This is a genomic window from Streptomyces krungchingensis (assembly GCF_054729265.1).
Genome location: NZ_JBPUKY010000001.1, coordinates 9,181,657 through 9,195,964, shown reverse-complemented (window position 1 = coordinate 9,195,964; position 14,308 = coordinate 9,181,657). Strand labels below are relative to the sequence as shown.

Annotated in this window: 14 protein-coding genes and 1 riboswitch; of the genes, 7 read left to right on the top strand and 7 right to left on the bottom strand. The window is 74.0% G+C overall.

Annotation, left to right across the window (positions count from 1 at the left end; genetic code table 11):
- Positions 1 to 122: 122 nt before the first annotated feature.
- On the bottom strand, positions 123 to 1,502 hold the full coding sequence (locus ACSYGO_RS39870; protein WP_460389581.1) for an aminotransferase-like domain-containing protein: 1,380 nt from the start codon (positions 1,500 to 1,502) through the stop codon (positions 123 to 125).
- 61 nt (positions 1,503 to 1,563) lie between these two features.
- Between ACSYGO_RS39870 and ACSYGO_RS39865 the strand changes: the two genes are divergently transcribed.
- A complete protein-coding gene (locus tag ACSYGO_RS39865; protein ID WP_435226228.1) occupies positions 1,564 to 2,973 on the top strand; it encodes a pyridoxal phosphate-dependent decarboxylase family protein in 1,410 nt (469 codons plus the stop codon).
- Positions 2,974 to 2,987: 14 nt separating this feature from the next.
- On the opposite strand, the gene ACSYGO_RS39860 is transcribed toward ACSYGO_RS39865, so the two are convergent.
- Positions 2,988 to 3,788 (bottom strand): SDR family NAD(P)-dependent oxidoreductase, encoded by an 801-nt coding sequence (locus ACSYGO_RS39860; protein WP_460389580.1) that lies wholly within the window; start codon positions 3,786 to 3,788, stop codon positions 2,988 to 2,990.
- Positions 3,789 to 3,838: 50 nt separating this feature from the next.
- Between ACSYGO_RS39860 and ACSYGO_RS39855 the strand changes: the two genes are divergently transcribed.
- On the top strand, positions 3,839 to 4,378 hold the full coding sequence (locus ACSYGO_RS39855) for a hypothetical protein (RefSeq protein WP_460389579.1): 540 nt from the start codon (positions 3,839 to 3,841) through the stop codon (positions 4,376 to 4,378).
- A 60-nt stretch (positions 4,379 to 4,438) separates the two neighbouring features.
- Here the strand turns inward: ACSYGO_RS39855 and ACSYGO_RS39850 are convergent, their stop codons facing one another.
- From ACSYGO_RS39850 to ACSYGO_RS39840, 3 genes are all read right to left on the bottom strand, one after another.
- Positions 4,439 to 5,365, bottom strand: a complete 927-nt coding sequence (locus ACSYGO_RS39850) for an SDR family oxidoreductase (protein WP_435226222.1) — start codon at positions 5,363 to 5,365, stop codon at positions 4,439 to 4,441.
- A gap of 165 nt (positions 5,366 to 5,530) precedes the next feature.
- Complete coding sequence (locus ACSYGO_RS39845) at positions 5,531 to 6,160, bottom strand: MBL fold metallo-hydrolase (protein ID WP_426676574.1); 630 nt, start codon at positions 6,158 to 6,160, stop codon at positions 5,531 to 5,533.
- A complete protein-coding gene (locus tag ACSYGO_RS39840; RefSeq protein WP_432176113.1) occupies positions 6,160 to 7,245 on the bottom strand; it encodes an S-(hydroxymethyl)mycothiol dehydrogenase in 1,086 nt (361 codons plus the stop codon). The genes ACSYGO_RS39845 and ACSYGO_RS39840 overlap by 1 nt, the downstream gene beginning before the upstream one ends.
- Before the next feature lie 235 nt (positions 7,246 to 7,480).
- Between ACSYGO_RS39840 and ACSYGO_RS39835 the strand changes: the two genes are divergently transcribed.
- Positions 7,481 to 9,166 (top strand): MBL fold metallo-hydrolase, encoded by a 1,686-nt coding sequence (locus ACSYGO_RS39835; RefSeq protein WP_426676576.1) that lies wholly within the window; start codon positions 7,481 to 7,483, stop codon positions 9,164 to 9,166.
- Positions 9,163 to 9,909, top strand: coding sequence for a sulfite exporter TauE/SafE family protein (locus ACSYGO_RS39830; RefSeq protein ID WP_460389578.1), 747 nt, complete (start codon positions 9,163 to 9,165; stop codon positions 9,907 to 9,909). Before ACSYGO_RS39835 ends, ACSYGO_RS39830 begins: the two co-directional genes overlap by 4 nt.
- A gap of 159 nt (positions 9,910 to 10,068) precedes the next feature.
- On the opposite strand, the gene ACSYGO_RS39825 is transcribed toward ACSYGO_RS39830, so the two are convergent.
- Positions 10,069 to 10,356: a metal-sensitive transcriptional regulator gene (locus ACSYGO_RS39825; RefSeq protein ID WP_426676578.1), complete on the bottom strand. Its 288-nt coding sequence runs from the start codon at positions 10,354 to 10,356 to the stop codon at positions 10,069 to 10,071.
- An 83-nt stretch (positions 10,357 to 10,439) separates the two neighbouring features.
- Here ACSYGO_RS39825 and ACSYGO_RS39820 point away from each other — a divergent pair, with 83 nt between their 5' ends.
- Positions 10,440 to 11,006, top strand: a complete 567-nt coding sequence (locus ACSYGO_RS39820; RefSeq protein ID WP_426676579.1) for a rhodanese-like domain-containing protein — start codon at positions 10,440 to 10,442, stop codon at positions 11,004 to 11,006.
- 94 nt (positions 11,007 to 11,100) lie between these two features.
- Positions 11,101 to 12,855, top strand: a complete 1,755-nt coding sequence (locus tag ACSYGO_RS39815; RefSeq protein WP_460389577.1) for an ABC transporter ATP-binding protein — start codon at positions 11,101 to 11,103, stop codon at positions 12,853 to 12,855.
- A 174-nt stretch (positions 12,856 to 13,029) separates the two neighbouring features.
- Here ACSYGO_RS39815 and ACSYGO_RS39810 read toward each other — a convergent pair whose 3' ends face one another.
- A complete protein-coding gene (locus tag ACSYGO_RS39810; protein WP_426676581.1) occupies positions 13,030 to 13,326 on the bottom strand; it encodes a hypothetical protein in 297 nt (98 codons plus the stop codon).
- Positions 13,327 to 13,496: 170 nt separating this feature from the next.
- Between ACSYGO_RS39810 and ACSYGO_RS39805 the strand changes: the two genes are divergently transcribed.
- Positions 13,497 to 13,862: a nuclear transport factor 2 family protein gene (locus tag ACSYGO_RS39805; protein ID WP_426676582.1), complete on the top strand. Its 366-nt coding sequence runs from the start codon at positions 13,497 to 13,499 to the stop codon at positions 13,860 to 13,862.
- 343 nt (positions 13,863 to 14,205) lie between these two features.
- A riboswitch (ZMP/ZTP riboswitch) is annotated at positions 14,206 to 14,292 on the top strand.
- The last annotated feature ends 16 nt before the right edge of the window (positions 14,293 to 14,308 follow it).

Sequence of the window (14,308 nt, the reverse complement as noted above, 5' to 3'; positions counted from 1 at the left end):
GCCGCCCCGGCCCGTCGGGGGCGGCGGGCGCGTGCGGAACGTCGCGCGTCACACGTCACACGTCACACGTCACACGGAGCCGGAACGCGAAGGCGCGACACCGCGTCGCCACGGTCACCGGGTCACCGCGTCAGCAGCCGCACCGCCCGGGTGAGGACGTCCGGTGTCGCCGTGAACGGCAGCCGCAGGTGGTGCGCCAGGGTGGCGCGGTCCGCGGCGAACCACGGCCCGGGCGACACCGCCAGCCCTCGTCGCGCGGCCCGCGCCGCGAGCTCCGTGGCCAGGGTGTCGGGGCCGAGGTGCAGCCAGAGCGACAACCCGCCGTCCGGCACCGTGCACGACCAGCCCGTCCCGGTGAGGAGTTCCACGAGACGGTCGCGCTGGGTGCGCAGGCGGGCGCGCCGGTCGGCGAGCACCGCGGCGAGGCCGTCGGTGTCGCCCAGCAGCTCGGTGGCGATCAACTGCTCCAGGGGCGGCGGCGACAGCTGGGCCTGGAGCGGGTTGCGCGCCAGTTCGGCGACGAGTGCCGCGCGCGCCCTGATCCAGCCGACCCGCAGTCCGCTCCACAGCACCTTGCTCGTCGAACCGATCTGGATCGCCGCCGCGCCGCCGAGGTGCGGCTCCGGGCGCGGCGGCGTCCGCAGATCCAGGTCGCGCATGGTCTCGTCGACGACCACCGTCAGGGCGTGCCGCTCGGCGAGGGCGGCGATCTCCCCGCGGGTGTGGGCGTCCATGTGCGCGCCGGTGGGGTTGTGGAAGTCAGGGATCAGGTAGGCGAGCCGGGGGCCGCGGTCGCGTACGGTCCGCGCCAGCCGCTCGACGTCCCAGCCGTGCGCGGCCGTCACCGGCACGGGCAGCAGCCGTGCGCGTCGCCGGCGGAGGATCGCGAGCGCCCCCGGGTAGGTGGGGCTCTCCACCAGGACCGGGGACCTGCGGTCGGTGTGCAGGTGGTCGGTGAGCAGGGTCAGCGCGGCCTGGGCTCCGGAGGTGACGAGGATCTGCTCGGGGCGGGTGGCCAGTCCGGAGCGGGTGTAGCGCTCGGCGAGGAGTTCGCGCAGCCGGGGCAGGCCCGAGGTCGCCACGCCCGAGTCGACGAGCAGCGCCGCGCTGCGCTCGACGGCGCGGCCCAGCGCGGCGAGGTAGGCGTCGTGGGGTGCCGCCGTGACGGCCAGCCTCAGATCGAGGTCGGCGTCGCCCGCTCCGCCCCGGTCCAGGGACCACGGGGTGGTCCGTTCGGTGAGGTGGGCGGGGAGCCGGACGACGCTGCCGCTGCCGTGCCGGGTGTGCAGCCAGCCGTCGTCCCGCAGCAGGGTGAGGGCGGCGACGACGGTGCCCCGGCTGACGTCCAGCGTGCGGGCCAGTTCCCGTTCGGACGGCAGTCGGGCCCCCGCGGGCAGGCGGCCGTCGATCACCGCCTCGCGGACGGCCGCGGACAGCGACCCGGCGAGCGGGCCCCGCCGGTCGCGCCAGCCGGTGAGCGTCGCCGCGAACCCTGTGTCCATCGGTCCAGTTTTCCCCAAGTGGACCAGGACCTGCCGCCCGGGTCCTGCCTACGCTGCCGTCATGCACCGCATTCTCGCCGACGATCTCCAGCGGCTTCCCGATCTCCTCCAGTCCGCCCGCGACTTCGCCGCGCGGGAAGTGGGCGGGCTCGCCGAACGTCCTGTCGCCCGCCCCGACGCGGCACCCGCACGTGCGTCGCTTCCCGAGGTGGGCGTGGGCGCCGAAGGGGCGCTGACCCGGTTCGCGGACCGCTGGTCCGCGGGCTTCTCCGGCTCCGCGGGCCCGCGTTACCTCGGCTTCGTGACCGGTGGCGCCACGCCCGCCGCGCTGGCCGGGGACTGGCTGACGGCCGCCTACGACCAGAACGTGTCGGGCGGCGGCGACTCGTCGGCGACCGCTCTGGAGCGGGAGACGCTGAGCTGGCTGCGCGAGCTGTTCGGGCTGGGCGAGGACCATGCCGGAGCCTTCGTGAGCGGGGCGACGGCCTCCAACACGGTCGGGCTGGCCATCGCGCGGGAATGGCTCGGCGAACGTCTCGGGGTGTCCGTCTCGCGCGAGGGCGTCGGCGCGCTCGGTCCGGTCGAGGTGCTGTCGGGCAGCCCGCACTCCAGCATCGGCAAGGCGCTGTCCGTGCTGGGCATCGGACGGGACCGGCTGCGTACCGTGCCGGTGCTGCCGGGCAACCGCGAGGCCGTCGACGTCGACCGGCTCGCCGAAGCCCTCGACGCGCTCGGCGGGCGCCCCGCCGTCGTGGTGGCGAACGCGGGGACCGTCAACACCGTCGACTTCGACGACCTGCGGGCGATCGCCGCGCTCAGGGAGCGCTACGACTTCTGGCTGCACGTGGACGCGGCGTTCGGCGGTTTCGCCGCCCTGTCGCCGTCGTACGCCTCCCTGGTCGACGGGCTCGACGCGGCCGACTCCGTCTGCGTCGACCTGCACAAGTGGCTGAACGTCCCCTACGACGCGGCCGTCCAGTTCACGCGCCGGCAGGACCTCCAGGTCCGGGTCTTCCACAACGCGTCGCCCTACCTCGGACCGCCCACCGGTGACCCGGACTTCCTGCACCTCACACCGGAGAACTCCCGTCGACTGCGCGCCCTGCCCGCCTGGTTCTCGCTCACGGCGTACGGGCGCGAGGGTCACCGCGAGATCGTCGAACGCAACGTCGCACTCGCCGGGCGGCTGGGCGAGGGGATCGCACAGATCCCCCAGCTGCGGCTCCTGGCTCCGGTCCGGCTCAACGTCGTCTGCTTCACGCCGGCCGACGACCCCTCCGAGGAGCGGGTCCACGCGCTGGCGAAGGCGGTCGCCGCCTCCGGCGAGGCCTTCGTGACTCCGACGTCGTACGGCGGAACGCCCGCCCTGCGCGCGGCGTTCAGCAACTGGCGCACCACCGCGGGCGACGTCGACCGGGTGCTCGCCGCCCTGCGCCGCCATGGCGCCGACCTCGGGCCGCGGGGCTCCTGACACCCGGGCTCCCGCTACGGGGTGCCGTCGAGCAGGGTGAGGGCATGCCGGAAGCCGGTGTTGACCGCCAGCAGGCCGCCGTCCACGGGCAGCGTCGTACCGGTGATCCAGGCCGCGTCGCTGGAGGCGAGGAACGCGACGGCGGCGGCGATGTCCTCCGGCCTGCCGACCCGCTCCAGCGGATACAGCCGTGCCAGCGCGGCGAGATGGTCCTCCCGGCCCTCCCAGGCCGTGGTGTGCACGGTGCCCGGTGCCACCAGGTTGACGCGGACGCCCCGCGGCGCGGCGTGACCGGCGAGCGTGCGGGTCAGCGACATGAGGCCCGCCTTGGCGGCGCTGTAGGCGTGGTTGCCGAAGTCCTGGATGCCGTTGACGGAACCGATGGTGACGATGGCGCCCCGGCCGGAGGCCACGAGGTGCGGGAGGGCCGCCCGGGAGCAGCGGTAGGCGCCGGACAGGGTGATGTCGAGGTCGCGGTCCCAGACGTCGTCCGGCTCGTCCTCGAAGAGCGGGGCGTCGGGGGTGCAGTGGTAGGCGTTGTTGACCAGGACGTCGAGCGAGCCGAAGGCCTCCGCGGCGTGCGCGACGGCCGTCTCGACCGATGCCCGCTCCCCCACGTCGCAGCGGAACGCCTCGGCGTGACCGCCCGATTCACGCAGTGCGGCGGCGGTCTTCTCCGCCTCGACGACGTCCACGTCGGTGACGAGCACCCGGGCGCCTTCCTCGACGAAGCGGCGGGCGGTGGCGGCGCCGATGCCGCGCGCCGCGCCCGTGATCAGAACTCCGTGGCCCTCGAATCGCATCGTCGCAGTCATGGCAGGGAAGGTACTGCCATGATCGTCACGGCGACAGATACCGTGCGCGCATGTCCGCCTTCATACAACAACTCCCGGCGCTGATCGGCGTGGTGATCGGCGCGCTCGGCTCATACCTGGCGATCGTCCGGGGAGACCGGGCCCGCTTCCGCCGCGAGCAGACGGCGCGATGGGAGGAGCGGCGGCTGACGGTGTACGCGGACTACGCGCGCTGCCTGAAGAAGTCGGTCACGCTGACGTACCGGGTCGCGGCCCATCTCGGCAACGATCCGCATCCGCATCCGCTGTCGCCCGGCGAAGCGGCTCCCCTGCTGGCCGAGGCCGCGGAGGCCGGCGACCCGGCCGGTGAGGCCCTGCTGCTCCTGGGCACCCCGGTGGTGGTGGAGAAGGCCCGGGCGTGGGCCGTCGTGGTGATGGAGATGGAGCGGTTCCTGAACGACGGGACACATGACCCGGACGCCTGGCAGGCCCTGCTCGAACGCCAGCGCACCGTGCGCGAGGCGTACTACGTGGCGGTCCGCGCCGACCTGGCCCTCACGACGGCCCGTCCGGCCGGGTGGCAGGTCCCGCCGCTCCACGGGCGCCTCTGACCCCGCCGTCGGGGCGGCACCGCCGCCCGGACGACTCGGAGCCGGGCGGCAGGGCGCGGCTCACCGGTAGCCCGTGGTGTCGGCCGGCTTGTCCGCGTCCTGGACCTCGACGAGGTAGCGCCATGCGTCGGGGCGGCTGCCGTCGCGGTCGGTGAAGCCGTACACCTGGGCCAGTTGCCCGCTGGAGAGCGACTCACCGTTCCAGCGCGCCACGTCCGGGTCGGCGGCCAGGGCGGCGACCGCGCGGCCCACGTAGGACGGTGTCTCGGAGATGCCGAAGTGCGGGACGCGCTCCAGGGCGTCGCGCCAGTTGTCCTCGGTCACGCCGAAGGTGTCGAGCATGATCTCCGAGCGCAGCCACCCGGGCGTGAGTGCCACCGCGGTGGCACCGCGCGGCCCCAGCTCCTGCCCGAGGGCGAACGCCATGCGCAGCACTGAGGACTTGGCGAGGTCGTAGAAGAAGGACACGCGGTACCTGTCCCGGTTGTACTCGGCGGTGCCGTCGGTCATCTCCACGACGAGGCCGCCGGGCCGGCGCAGCAGCAGGGGCATCGCGAAGTGGCTGGTGACGGCGTGCGTCTCGACGGCCAGGCGCAGCAGCCGCAGGCCCTTGTCCAGGTCGTGCTCCCAGACCGGGGTGTCCCACTGGAAGAGGTGCTCGCCGCCCCAGATGTCGTTGACGAGGACGTCGAGACGGCCCTGCTCGTCCGCGATGCGGGCGACCAGGGCCTGGACCTCGGAGGGCACGAGGTGGTCGGTGGGGACGGCGATGCCCCGGCCGCCCGCGGCCGTCACCAGGTCCGCGGTGTCCTCCAGGGTCTCCGGGCGGTCGTACTCCGAGCGCCGCTGTCGGGTGCTGCGCCCGGTCACGTAGACGGTCGCGCCGGCCGCGCCCAGCTCCACCGCGATCCCCCGTCCCGCGCCCCGGGTCGCCCCGGCGACCAGGGCGATCCTGCCTCGCAGCGTGTCCTGCAGTGGCTCCGGCATGTCCGACCTCCGTACGCGTGGTTCCGGCGCCGCCTTTCGCGCCGGTGCTGCTCCGAGCGTCTCCCGGAAGCCGGACATCTCCTGTCTGGATTCGCCGGGACCTTTCGCCTGCCTCTGTGGGGAGGCGTCGGCGGCGGGCCACCGGCGTCGGTCCGGGCACCGGCGTCAGTGGCCGCGCGCGATCCACTCCTTCAGGTGCGGGGCCTCCGCCCCGATCGTGGTGGAGTCGCCGTGCCCGGTACGCACCACGGTGTCGGGCGGGAGGCCCAGGAGCCGTTCGCGGATGGACTCGACGATGGTCGGGAAGTGGGAGTAGGAGCGGCCGGTGGCGCCCGGGCCTCCCTGGAAGAGGGTGTCGCCGGTGAAGACGGTGCCCAGGCCTGGGTCGTACAGGCAGACCGCGCCCGGCGCGTGGCCCGGCGTGTGCAGGACCGTCAGATCGGCGCCGGCCGCCTCGATCACCTGGCCGTCCTGGAGCCAGGCGTCGGGGAGGCGGTCGGGATGGGTCAGCTTCCACAGCGGCAGGTCGTCCGGGTGCAGCCAGATGGTGGCGCCGGTGCGGTCGGCGAGGGCGGGGGCGGCGTCGATGTGGTCGTTGTGGGCGTGGGTGCAGACGATCGCGGTGAGCCGCCGGTCGCCGACGGCCTCGGCGATGGCGTCGGCGTCGTGGGCGGCGTCGATGACGATCGCCTCGTGGTCGTCGGCCACGATCCACACGTTGTTGTCGACGTCCCAGGTGCCGCCGTCGAGCGAGAAGGTGCCCGAGGTGACGAGGTGTTCGATGCGGGTGGTCATCACAGCATCACCACCGAGCGCAGCACGTCGCCCTGGTGCATCCGCTCGAAGGCCGCTTCCACCTCGTCCAGCGCGATCGTCTCGCTCACGAACGCGCCGAGGTCCAGGCGCCCTTGCAGGTGCAGGTCGATCAGCATGGGGAAGTCGCGCGAGGGCAGGCAGTCGCCGTACCAGGACGACTTGAGGGCGCCGCCGCGCCCGAAGACGTCGATCAGCGGCAGGTCCAGCTTCATGTCCGGGGTGGGCACTCCGACGAGGACGACGGTGCCCGCGAGGTCGCGGGCGTAGAAGGCCTGCCGGTACGTCTCCGGGCGGCCGACGGCCTCGATGACGACGTCGGCGCCGAAGCCGCCGGTGAGCTCCCGGATCGCCTCGACGGGGTCGGTCTCGCGGGAGTTGACGGTGTGCGTGGCGCCGATCTCGCGGGCGGTCGTCAGCTTCCGGTCGTCGATGTCCACGGCGATGATCTTCGCGGCGCCCGCGAGGCGGGACCCGGCGATCGCCGCGTCGCCGACGCCTCCGCAGCCGATGACCGCGACACTGTCGCCGCGGCCGACGTTCCCGGTGTTGATGGCCGCGCCGATGCCGGCCATCACGCCGCAGCCGAGCAGGCCGGCGACCGCCGGGGACACCGCGGGGTCGACCTTGGTGCACTGCCCCGCGGCGACCAGGGTCTTCTCCGCGAAGGCGCCGATGCCCAGGGCGGGCGAGAGCTCGGTGCCGTCCTTGAGCGTCATCCGCTGCTTCGCGTTGTGCGTGTTGAAGCAGTACCAGGGCCGGCCGCGCAGACACGCCCGGCACTGCCCGCACACCGCACGCCAGTTGAGGATGACGAAGTCGCCGGGCGCGACGTCCGTGACCCCGTCGCCCACCGACTCCACGATCCCGGCCGCCTCGTGGCCGAGCAGGAACGGGAAGTCGTCGTTGATGCCGCCCTGCTTGTAGTGGAGATCGGTGTGGCACACCCCGCAGGCCTGGATCTTCACCACGGCCTCGCCGGGCCCCGGATCCGGCACGACGACGGTCTCGACGCGCACCGGCTCGTTCTTGCCCGGTGCGATCACGCCCCGCACTTCCTGCGCCATGTGATTGAGCCCTTCCGTAGGTCGACGTTCCGTCAACCGACCCTACGGGGTGACCGACCGGTAGAAGACCAGGTGACGCACGTCCGCCTCGCTCCGGGGTCGCGCCGGGTGGGCCGCTGAGGCGAACCACGCCCGGGCCCGAGAGGGGCCGGATACCCCCGGGGGTACTTCTGCTACCGTGAATATACCCCCGGGGGTACTCACCCTGCGGGTTCACGAGGAAAGGAGTGCTGCCGTGTTCTTCGTCGACACCATCGAGGTGCCGGGCCTGGGCAACCGCGGCTATCTGGCGGGCGGCCCGCGGGGCGCCGTGGCGGTCGATCCGCCCAGGGACGTCGACCGGCTGATCGCGGCGGCGGCCCGACGGGACGTGCGCATCACCCACGTCGTGGAGACACACCTGCACAACGACTACGTGACCGGGGGGCTGGAACTGGCCCGGCTGACCGGCGCCGCCTATCTGGTGCCGGCCGGCGCACGGGTCGCCTTCGAGCGGGTCGCGGTGGCCGACGGTGACCGGTTCGACGTCGACGCCGGTCTGGTCCTGCGCGCCCTGGCCACCCCCGGTCACACCCCGCACCACACCTCCTACGTGCTGGAGGAGGGGGGACACGCGGTGGCGGCGTTCACCGGCGGCTCCCTGCTCATCGGCACGGTCGGGCGTCCCGACCTGGTCGAGCCACGGCTGACCGGGGAGCTGGCACGGGCCCAGCACGCCTCCGCGCACCGGCTCGCCACCGAGCTGCCCGACGACACCGCGGTGCTGCCCACCCACGGCTTCGGCAGCTTCTGCTCCGCCGGTGCCGCCACAGGCGAGGGCACGACCATCGGGCAGGAGCGCGCCGTCAACGAGGCGCTGGTCAAGGACGTCGACACCTTCGTGGCCGACCTGCTCGCCGGACTCGACGACGTGCCCGCGTACTACGCGCACATGGCTCCGGCCAACGCGCAAGGACCGGCGCCGGTCGACCTCACCCCGCCCGCACCCGCGGACGCCGGGGAGATCGCGGCGCGCCTCGCCGCCGGCGAGTGGGTCGTCGACCTGCGCAACCGCGTCGCGTTCGCGGCAGGGCACGTCGCCGGGTCCGTCAACTTCGAGGCCGACGGGCAGCTCGCGACGTACCTGGCCTGGCTGCTCCCGTGGGGCAAGCCGGTCACCCTGCTCGCCGAGTCACCGGAGCGGATCGCCGAAGCCCAGCGGGAACTCGTCCGCGTGGGCGTCGACCGTCCCGCCGCCGCGGCCGCCGGCACGCCCGCCGACTGGCTGCGCGAGGGGGAGGAACCTCGCTCCTTCCCGCGCGCCCGGTTCGCCGATCTGGCGGGGGCGTACGGCGGCGGGACGGTGGTCCTGGACGTGCGCCGGGCGTCCGAGCGGGCCCAGGGCCACATCGCCGGATCGGTGCACATCCCCGTCCACGAGATACGCGACCGGCTCGGCGAGATACCGGGCGGCACCGTCTGGGTGCACTGCGCCGGAGGCATGCGGGCCGCCATCGCCGCCTCCGTCCTCGACGCCGCCGGCCGTGACGTGGTCGCCGTGGACGACTCCTTCGCCGCCGCGGGCCCGGCCGGTCTGCCCATGGCGCGGATCGCCCCGGCGGAGGCGAGCGAGCGCACCGGCCCGGGGGCCGAGGCCGTCCTGCTGGACGTGCGCGAGGCGGACGAGTGGGCGCGGGGGCACGCACCGGGCGCGGTGAGCGCCCCGCTGTCCGCGCTCACCGCCGGAGGCGACCTGCCCGTGGCCGCGCGGCACCGCCCCCTCGTCGTGGTGTGCCGCTCGGGGGTGCGGTCCCGTGACGCCGTCGCGCTGCTCACGGCCCGCGGCCTCGACGCGGTCGACGTTGTCGGGGGCATGCGCGCCTGGGCGCGGGAAGGCCTGCCCTCGGTCCGGGAGCACGGGAACGGCGGCCCCACGGCGTGAGCGCTCTGATCCTCGCCCTGGCCGCCGGTGGCGTGATCGGGCTGGCGCTCGGGGCACTGGGCGGCGGAGGCAGTGTCCTCGCCGTCCCCGCCCTGATCTACCTGCTGGGCTTCACGCCCTCCGCGGCCACCACCGCGAGCCTGGTCATCGTCACGGTGACGTCGGCGACCGCGCTCGCCGCCCACGCCCGGCAGGGCACGGTCCGCTGGCGGGCCGGCGCGCTGTTCGCGGCGGCGGGGCTGCTGCCCGCCGCCGCGGGCGGGGCCGTCGCCGGACGGCTGCCGTCCTGGCTGCTGACGGCCGCCTTCGGGGTGGTCGCCGCGCTGGCGGCGGTGCGGATGCTGCGTCCGTCGTCGGGCGCACCGGACGCGCCGGCCCCGCGGCGCGGCCGGATCGCCGGGGCGGGCGCCGGCCTCGGTGCGGTGACCGGCGTCCTGGGCGTGGGCGGTGGCTTCCTCGCCGTACCGGCCCTGGTCGGTGTGGTGGGTCTGCGGATGCGGGCCGCCGTCGGTACGAGCCTGCTGGTGATCACCGTGAACTCGATGGCGGCACTGCTGGCGCGCGCCGGCACGGCGGAACGGCTCGACTGGGCGGTCGTCGCCCCCTTCGCGGGTGCGGCGGTCCTCGGCGCGTGGGACGGCAGACGGCTGGCGGCGAAGGTCCCGGGCGCCGCGCTGCGCCGGATCTTCGCCTGGGTCCTGCTGGCGGTGGCCGCGTGCATGCTGATCGACGCCGTCGCATGACCGGGGCCCGTCACGGGACGACCGGTTCGGCGGACCTCCGTACCGCCCGCGTCACCGCGGACCGCCGTACCACCGGCGTCGCCGCAGACCCCCGTACCGCGAGCGCCGCCGCGGGGCCCGCGGGTGGCGGCGAGGCCGCACGCCGGGCGGCGGACCGCCTCACGCCAGGGAGAGGAAGAGCTTCTCCAGCCGGGCACGCATCGCGTCCCTGTCCTCGCCGTTCTTCACGCCGTCCTCGACATCGGTCAGGCACTGCTGGAGACCGGTGGCGATGATCGCGAATCCGGCCCGGTCGAGAGCACGGGAGGCCGCGGCGAGCTGGGTGACCACGTCCTCGCAGTCGCGCCCCTCCTCGATCATCCTGATCACACCGGAGATCTGTCCCTGCGCACGACGCAGCCGGTTCAGCACCGACTTCAGCTCGGCACCCGCGAGATCCAAGTCCACGACAACACTCCTCCACCGATACCCCTAGGGGTATCGTACTCCGCCCTCCGGGGCACCCTCGAAGAGCAAGGATGACACCCGACATGACGACTTCCCCGGCCCTCGACGCCGACCAGGCCCGTACCCGCCTGTCCGAACTCACCGTCCTCGACGTCCGCACGCCCGGCGAGTACGCCTCCGGGCATCTGCCCGGCGCCCTGAACGTCCCCCTCGACCAGCTGCACCGCGCCCTGCCCGCCCTCAAGGAGATCACGTCCGGCCTGCTGGTCGTCTGCGCCTCCGGCGCGCGCTCCGACAGCGCCCGGAAGACGCTCGCCGAACACGGCGTGACGGCCGCGACCCTCACCGGCGGGACCAGCGCCTGGACCGCGCGGGGCCACGAACTGGACCGTCCCGCGACCGGGTCCCGCACCACCTGGTCCATGGAGCGCCAGGTCCGGTTCACCGCGGGCAGCGTGGTCCTGGCCGGGCTGGGACTCGGACTGCTGCACCCCGCCTGGCAGTTGCTCTCGGCGGGCATCGCCGGCGGCCTGGTCTTCTCCGCCCTGACCAACACCTGCGGCATGGCGGCCGTGCTGGCCAGGCTGCCGCACAACCGGCCCCGGGCCGCCGATCTGGACGCGACCCTCGCCGCGTTGGCGGCACGCTGACCGCGGTCTCCCGCAAGGCAGTTGGCCCGCTCCCGGTCCCGGCGGGCCCGGACGTAGCCTGAGTGCTCCGCACCGACTCACGCCAAGGAGCGCCGTGAGCCTCACCGACGCCCAGCCCGACGTGCCCGCGTGGCGCCTGCTGCTCGGCTACGTACGACCGCATCGATGGGCCCTGCTGGCCGGCGCGCTGCTGGCGCTCACGACCGGCGCCACCGGGCTGGTGCTGCCGCTGGTGGCGCGGGGCCTCATCGACGACCTGTCGCACGACCGGCCCATCGGGCAGGCGCTGCTCGGGATGGCGGCGCTGGTGGTCACCAACGCGGCGGTGGGGGCGACGGGTTCGTACGTCCTGCGGCGCACCGCGGAATCGGTGGTGCTGGGCGCGCGGCGCACCCTGTCCTCGTATCTGCTGCGGCTGCGCATACCGGCGGTGGACCGCAGCGAGCCGGGCGATCTGATGTCCCGCATCACCTCCGACACGACCCTGCTGCGCGAGGTGACGACCGACTCCCTGGTCGGCATCGGCACGGGCGGGCTCACCCTGGTCGCGACGGTGGTCATGATGGGCCTGGTCGACGCGGTGCTGCTCGGGGTCACCCTCGCCGTGATCCTGTGCGCGGGCACCGTGCTCGGGCTGATCGTGCCGCGCATCAACCGTGCCAGCAAGCAGGCCCAGGACGCCGTCGGGCTGATGGGCGCCGCTCTGGAGCGGATCCTCGGCGCGCTGCGCACCGTGAAGGCGTCCGGAGCCGAGCACCGCGAGGAGGCGGTCGTCCACGCGGCGGCCGAGGAGTCGTGGCGGCAGAGCGTCCGGGCCGCCAAGTGGTCGGCCGCGGCGGGCAACACGGCCGGGCTGGCGATGCAGATCGCCTTCATCACGGTGCTCGCGGTGGGCGGGGCCCGCGTCGCGACGGGCGCCGTGGACGTGGGCACCCTGGTGGCGTTCCTGCTCTACGTGTTCTATCTGATGTCGCCGATCCAGCAGGTGGTCGGCGCCGTCACCCAGTACCAGACGGGTGCCGCCGCGCTCGCCCGGATCCAGGAGGCGATGCGGCTGCCCGCCGAACCCGTGGGGCTGCCCGCGCCACTGCCCTCCCCCGGCGCCGAGCCCGCGTCGCTCGCCTTCGACGACGTCCGCTTCCGGTACGCCGACGACCTTCCGTACGTCCATCACGGTGTGACGTTCGCCGTCCCGGCGCGCGGCATGACCGCGTTCGTGGGACCCTCCGGAGCGGGGAAGACGACCGTGTTCTCGCTGATCGAGCGGTTCTACGACCCCGAGGCCGGGGTCATCACCGTGGACGGCCGGGAGCTGGACCGATGGGACCTGCCGCAGCTGCGGTCCGCCATCGGCTACGTGGAGCAGGACGCCCCGGTGCTCTCGGGCTCGCTGCGCGACAACCTGCTGCTCGGCAATCCACGGGCCGACGAGGCCGACATCGTCCGCGTGCTCAAGACGACACGTCTCGACGGGCTGGTCGCCCGGCTGCCGCGCGGTCTGGACACGCTGGTCGGCCACCGCGGCACCAAGCTGTCCGGCGGCGAGCGCCAGCGGGTCGCCATCGCCCGCGCGCTGCTGCGCCGTCCGCGGCTGCTGCTCCTCGACGAGGCGACGTCCCAGCTCGACGCCGTCAACGAGGCGGCACTGCGCGACACGGTCTCCGACGTGGCCCGGACGACGACGGTCCTGGTGGTCGCGCACCGGCTGTCCACCGTCACGATGGCCGACCGCATCGTCGTGATGGACGCGGGCCGCGTCCGCGCGGTGGGAACGCATCGCGAACTGGTGGCCGCGGACCCGCTGTACGCCGAACTCGCCGCCACACAGTTCCTCGCCACGGCCGGGTGACGCGGCGGGGCCCCGGGCACGAGAAAGAGGGCCGGCCGGTGGGCGAAGAGGCCTTCGCCCACCGAACCGGCCCTCAGTGCTCGTACGGGCCGGCCCCCGGTGCTCGTACGGGTAGGCCCTTGTTGCTCGTACCGGCCGGCCCTCGGCGCTCGTCTGGGCAGGCTCTCCGCCCGACTAGCCCTCGACGGCCGGGACGACGCCCATGACGGGCGCGGCGAGGTCGGTGAGCTGGTGCAGCTGGTTCAGGTCGTTCAGCCGGTTGAGGCCCGCGAGCTGGCGGGACGGCAGCGGCATGGCCGCCCGCTGCTCGGCGGGGACGGTGCTCAGGGCGAGGGCGTCGAGTTCGGCGACGGGGTTCAGCTTCCCCGCGTCCGCGGCCTCGGAGCCCGCCGCGCTCGCCATCGGCGCGGCGAGTCCGGTGACTCCGACGGCGAGACCAATGGCGGCGACCATACGTCGTGTTGAGATCATGCTTTCTGCAACGGCGCCGGTCCCCCGCGGACACGGCCGTCACGCTCCGCTCACCCGAGAGGCTCATCGGAGCGGCTGCGCTTGCCGAGGACCGTGCGGCGGAGGAGTCTCGGAGATGAGGCCCTTCGCGACCCGCTCCTCGACGGGCCGCGGCCTTCAAGGAGGTCATCATGGGCACCTCGCTAGGCCCCGCCTTCGACACCGAAGCGCTGCGCCGAGCCATTGAAGGACACACTGCGACGGATCTGCTGTCGCTCTACGCTGACGACGCGGAACTGCGCATCGTCGACCGCAACACCCAGCCCAGCCACCCGATGGTGAAACACGGTCGCGGCGAGATCGCCGAGATGCTCGACGACGTCTACAGCCGGGACATGACCCACAAGCTGGAGCAGTGCGTGGTCCAGGGCGACCACGTCGCCTTCTCCGAGTCCTGCGAGTACGCGGACGGCGTGAAGGTGCTGAGCACGTCGATGATGTCGCTGCGTGACGGCAAGATCGTCGACCAGACTCTGCTCCAGGCATGGGACGAGTAGAAAGGCACTGGCCGAAGGTCCAGATCACGTCGCGTCTGACCTGGACCTTCTCGGCGCGTGTGGGGATGGGCCGGTCGCGCCCCCGCCCCGCCCGGCTGCCGCGACCCGTCTCCGCGGCAGGTCTGCGGCTCTCCGCCTCACTGCTGGGCTCGGCCGTGCGCGCGGCCCGGTCCCGCCCGCGTCCTCCGGCACCGCGCGCCGTTCGAGGACTGCCCCTCCGGCGCCGGTGAGCCGCACCCGTATCCGGCGTGGGCCGCCCGCCTCACGGGCACGGGCGACGAGGCCCGCCTCCTCGGGCGGGCCGAACCGGCCGCGGGCGGATCACCCGCGGGAGTTGCCCTGGTCGGCGGGCCGTGACTGGCGCTGAGGTGGAGTACCACCGGGGAGCGGCCTGACGAACGGGTCTTTGCCGCGCGCCTGGGCGATCGTCAGCAGCGCTCAGGAGG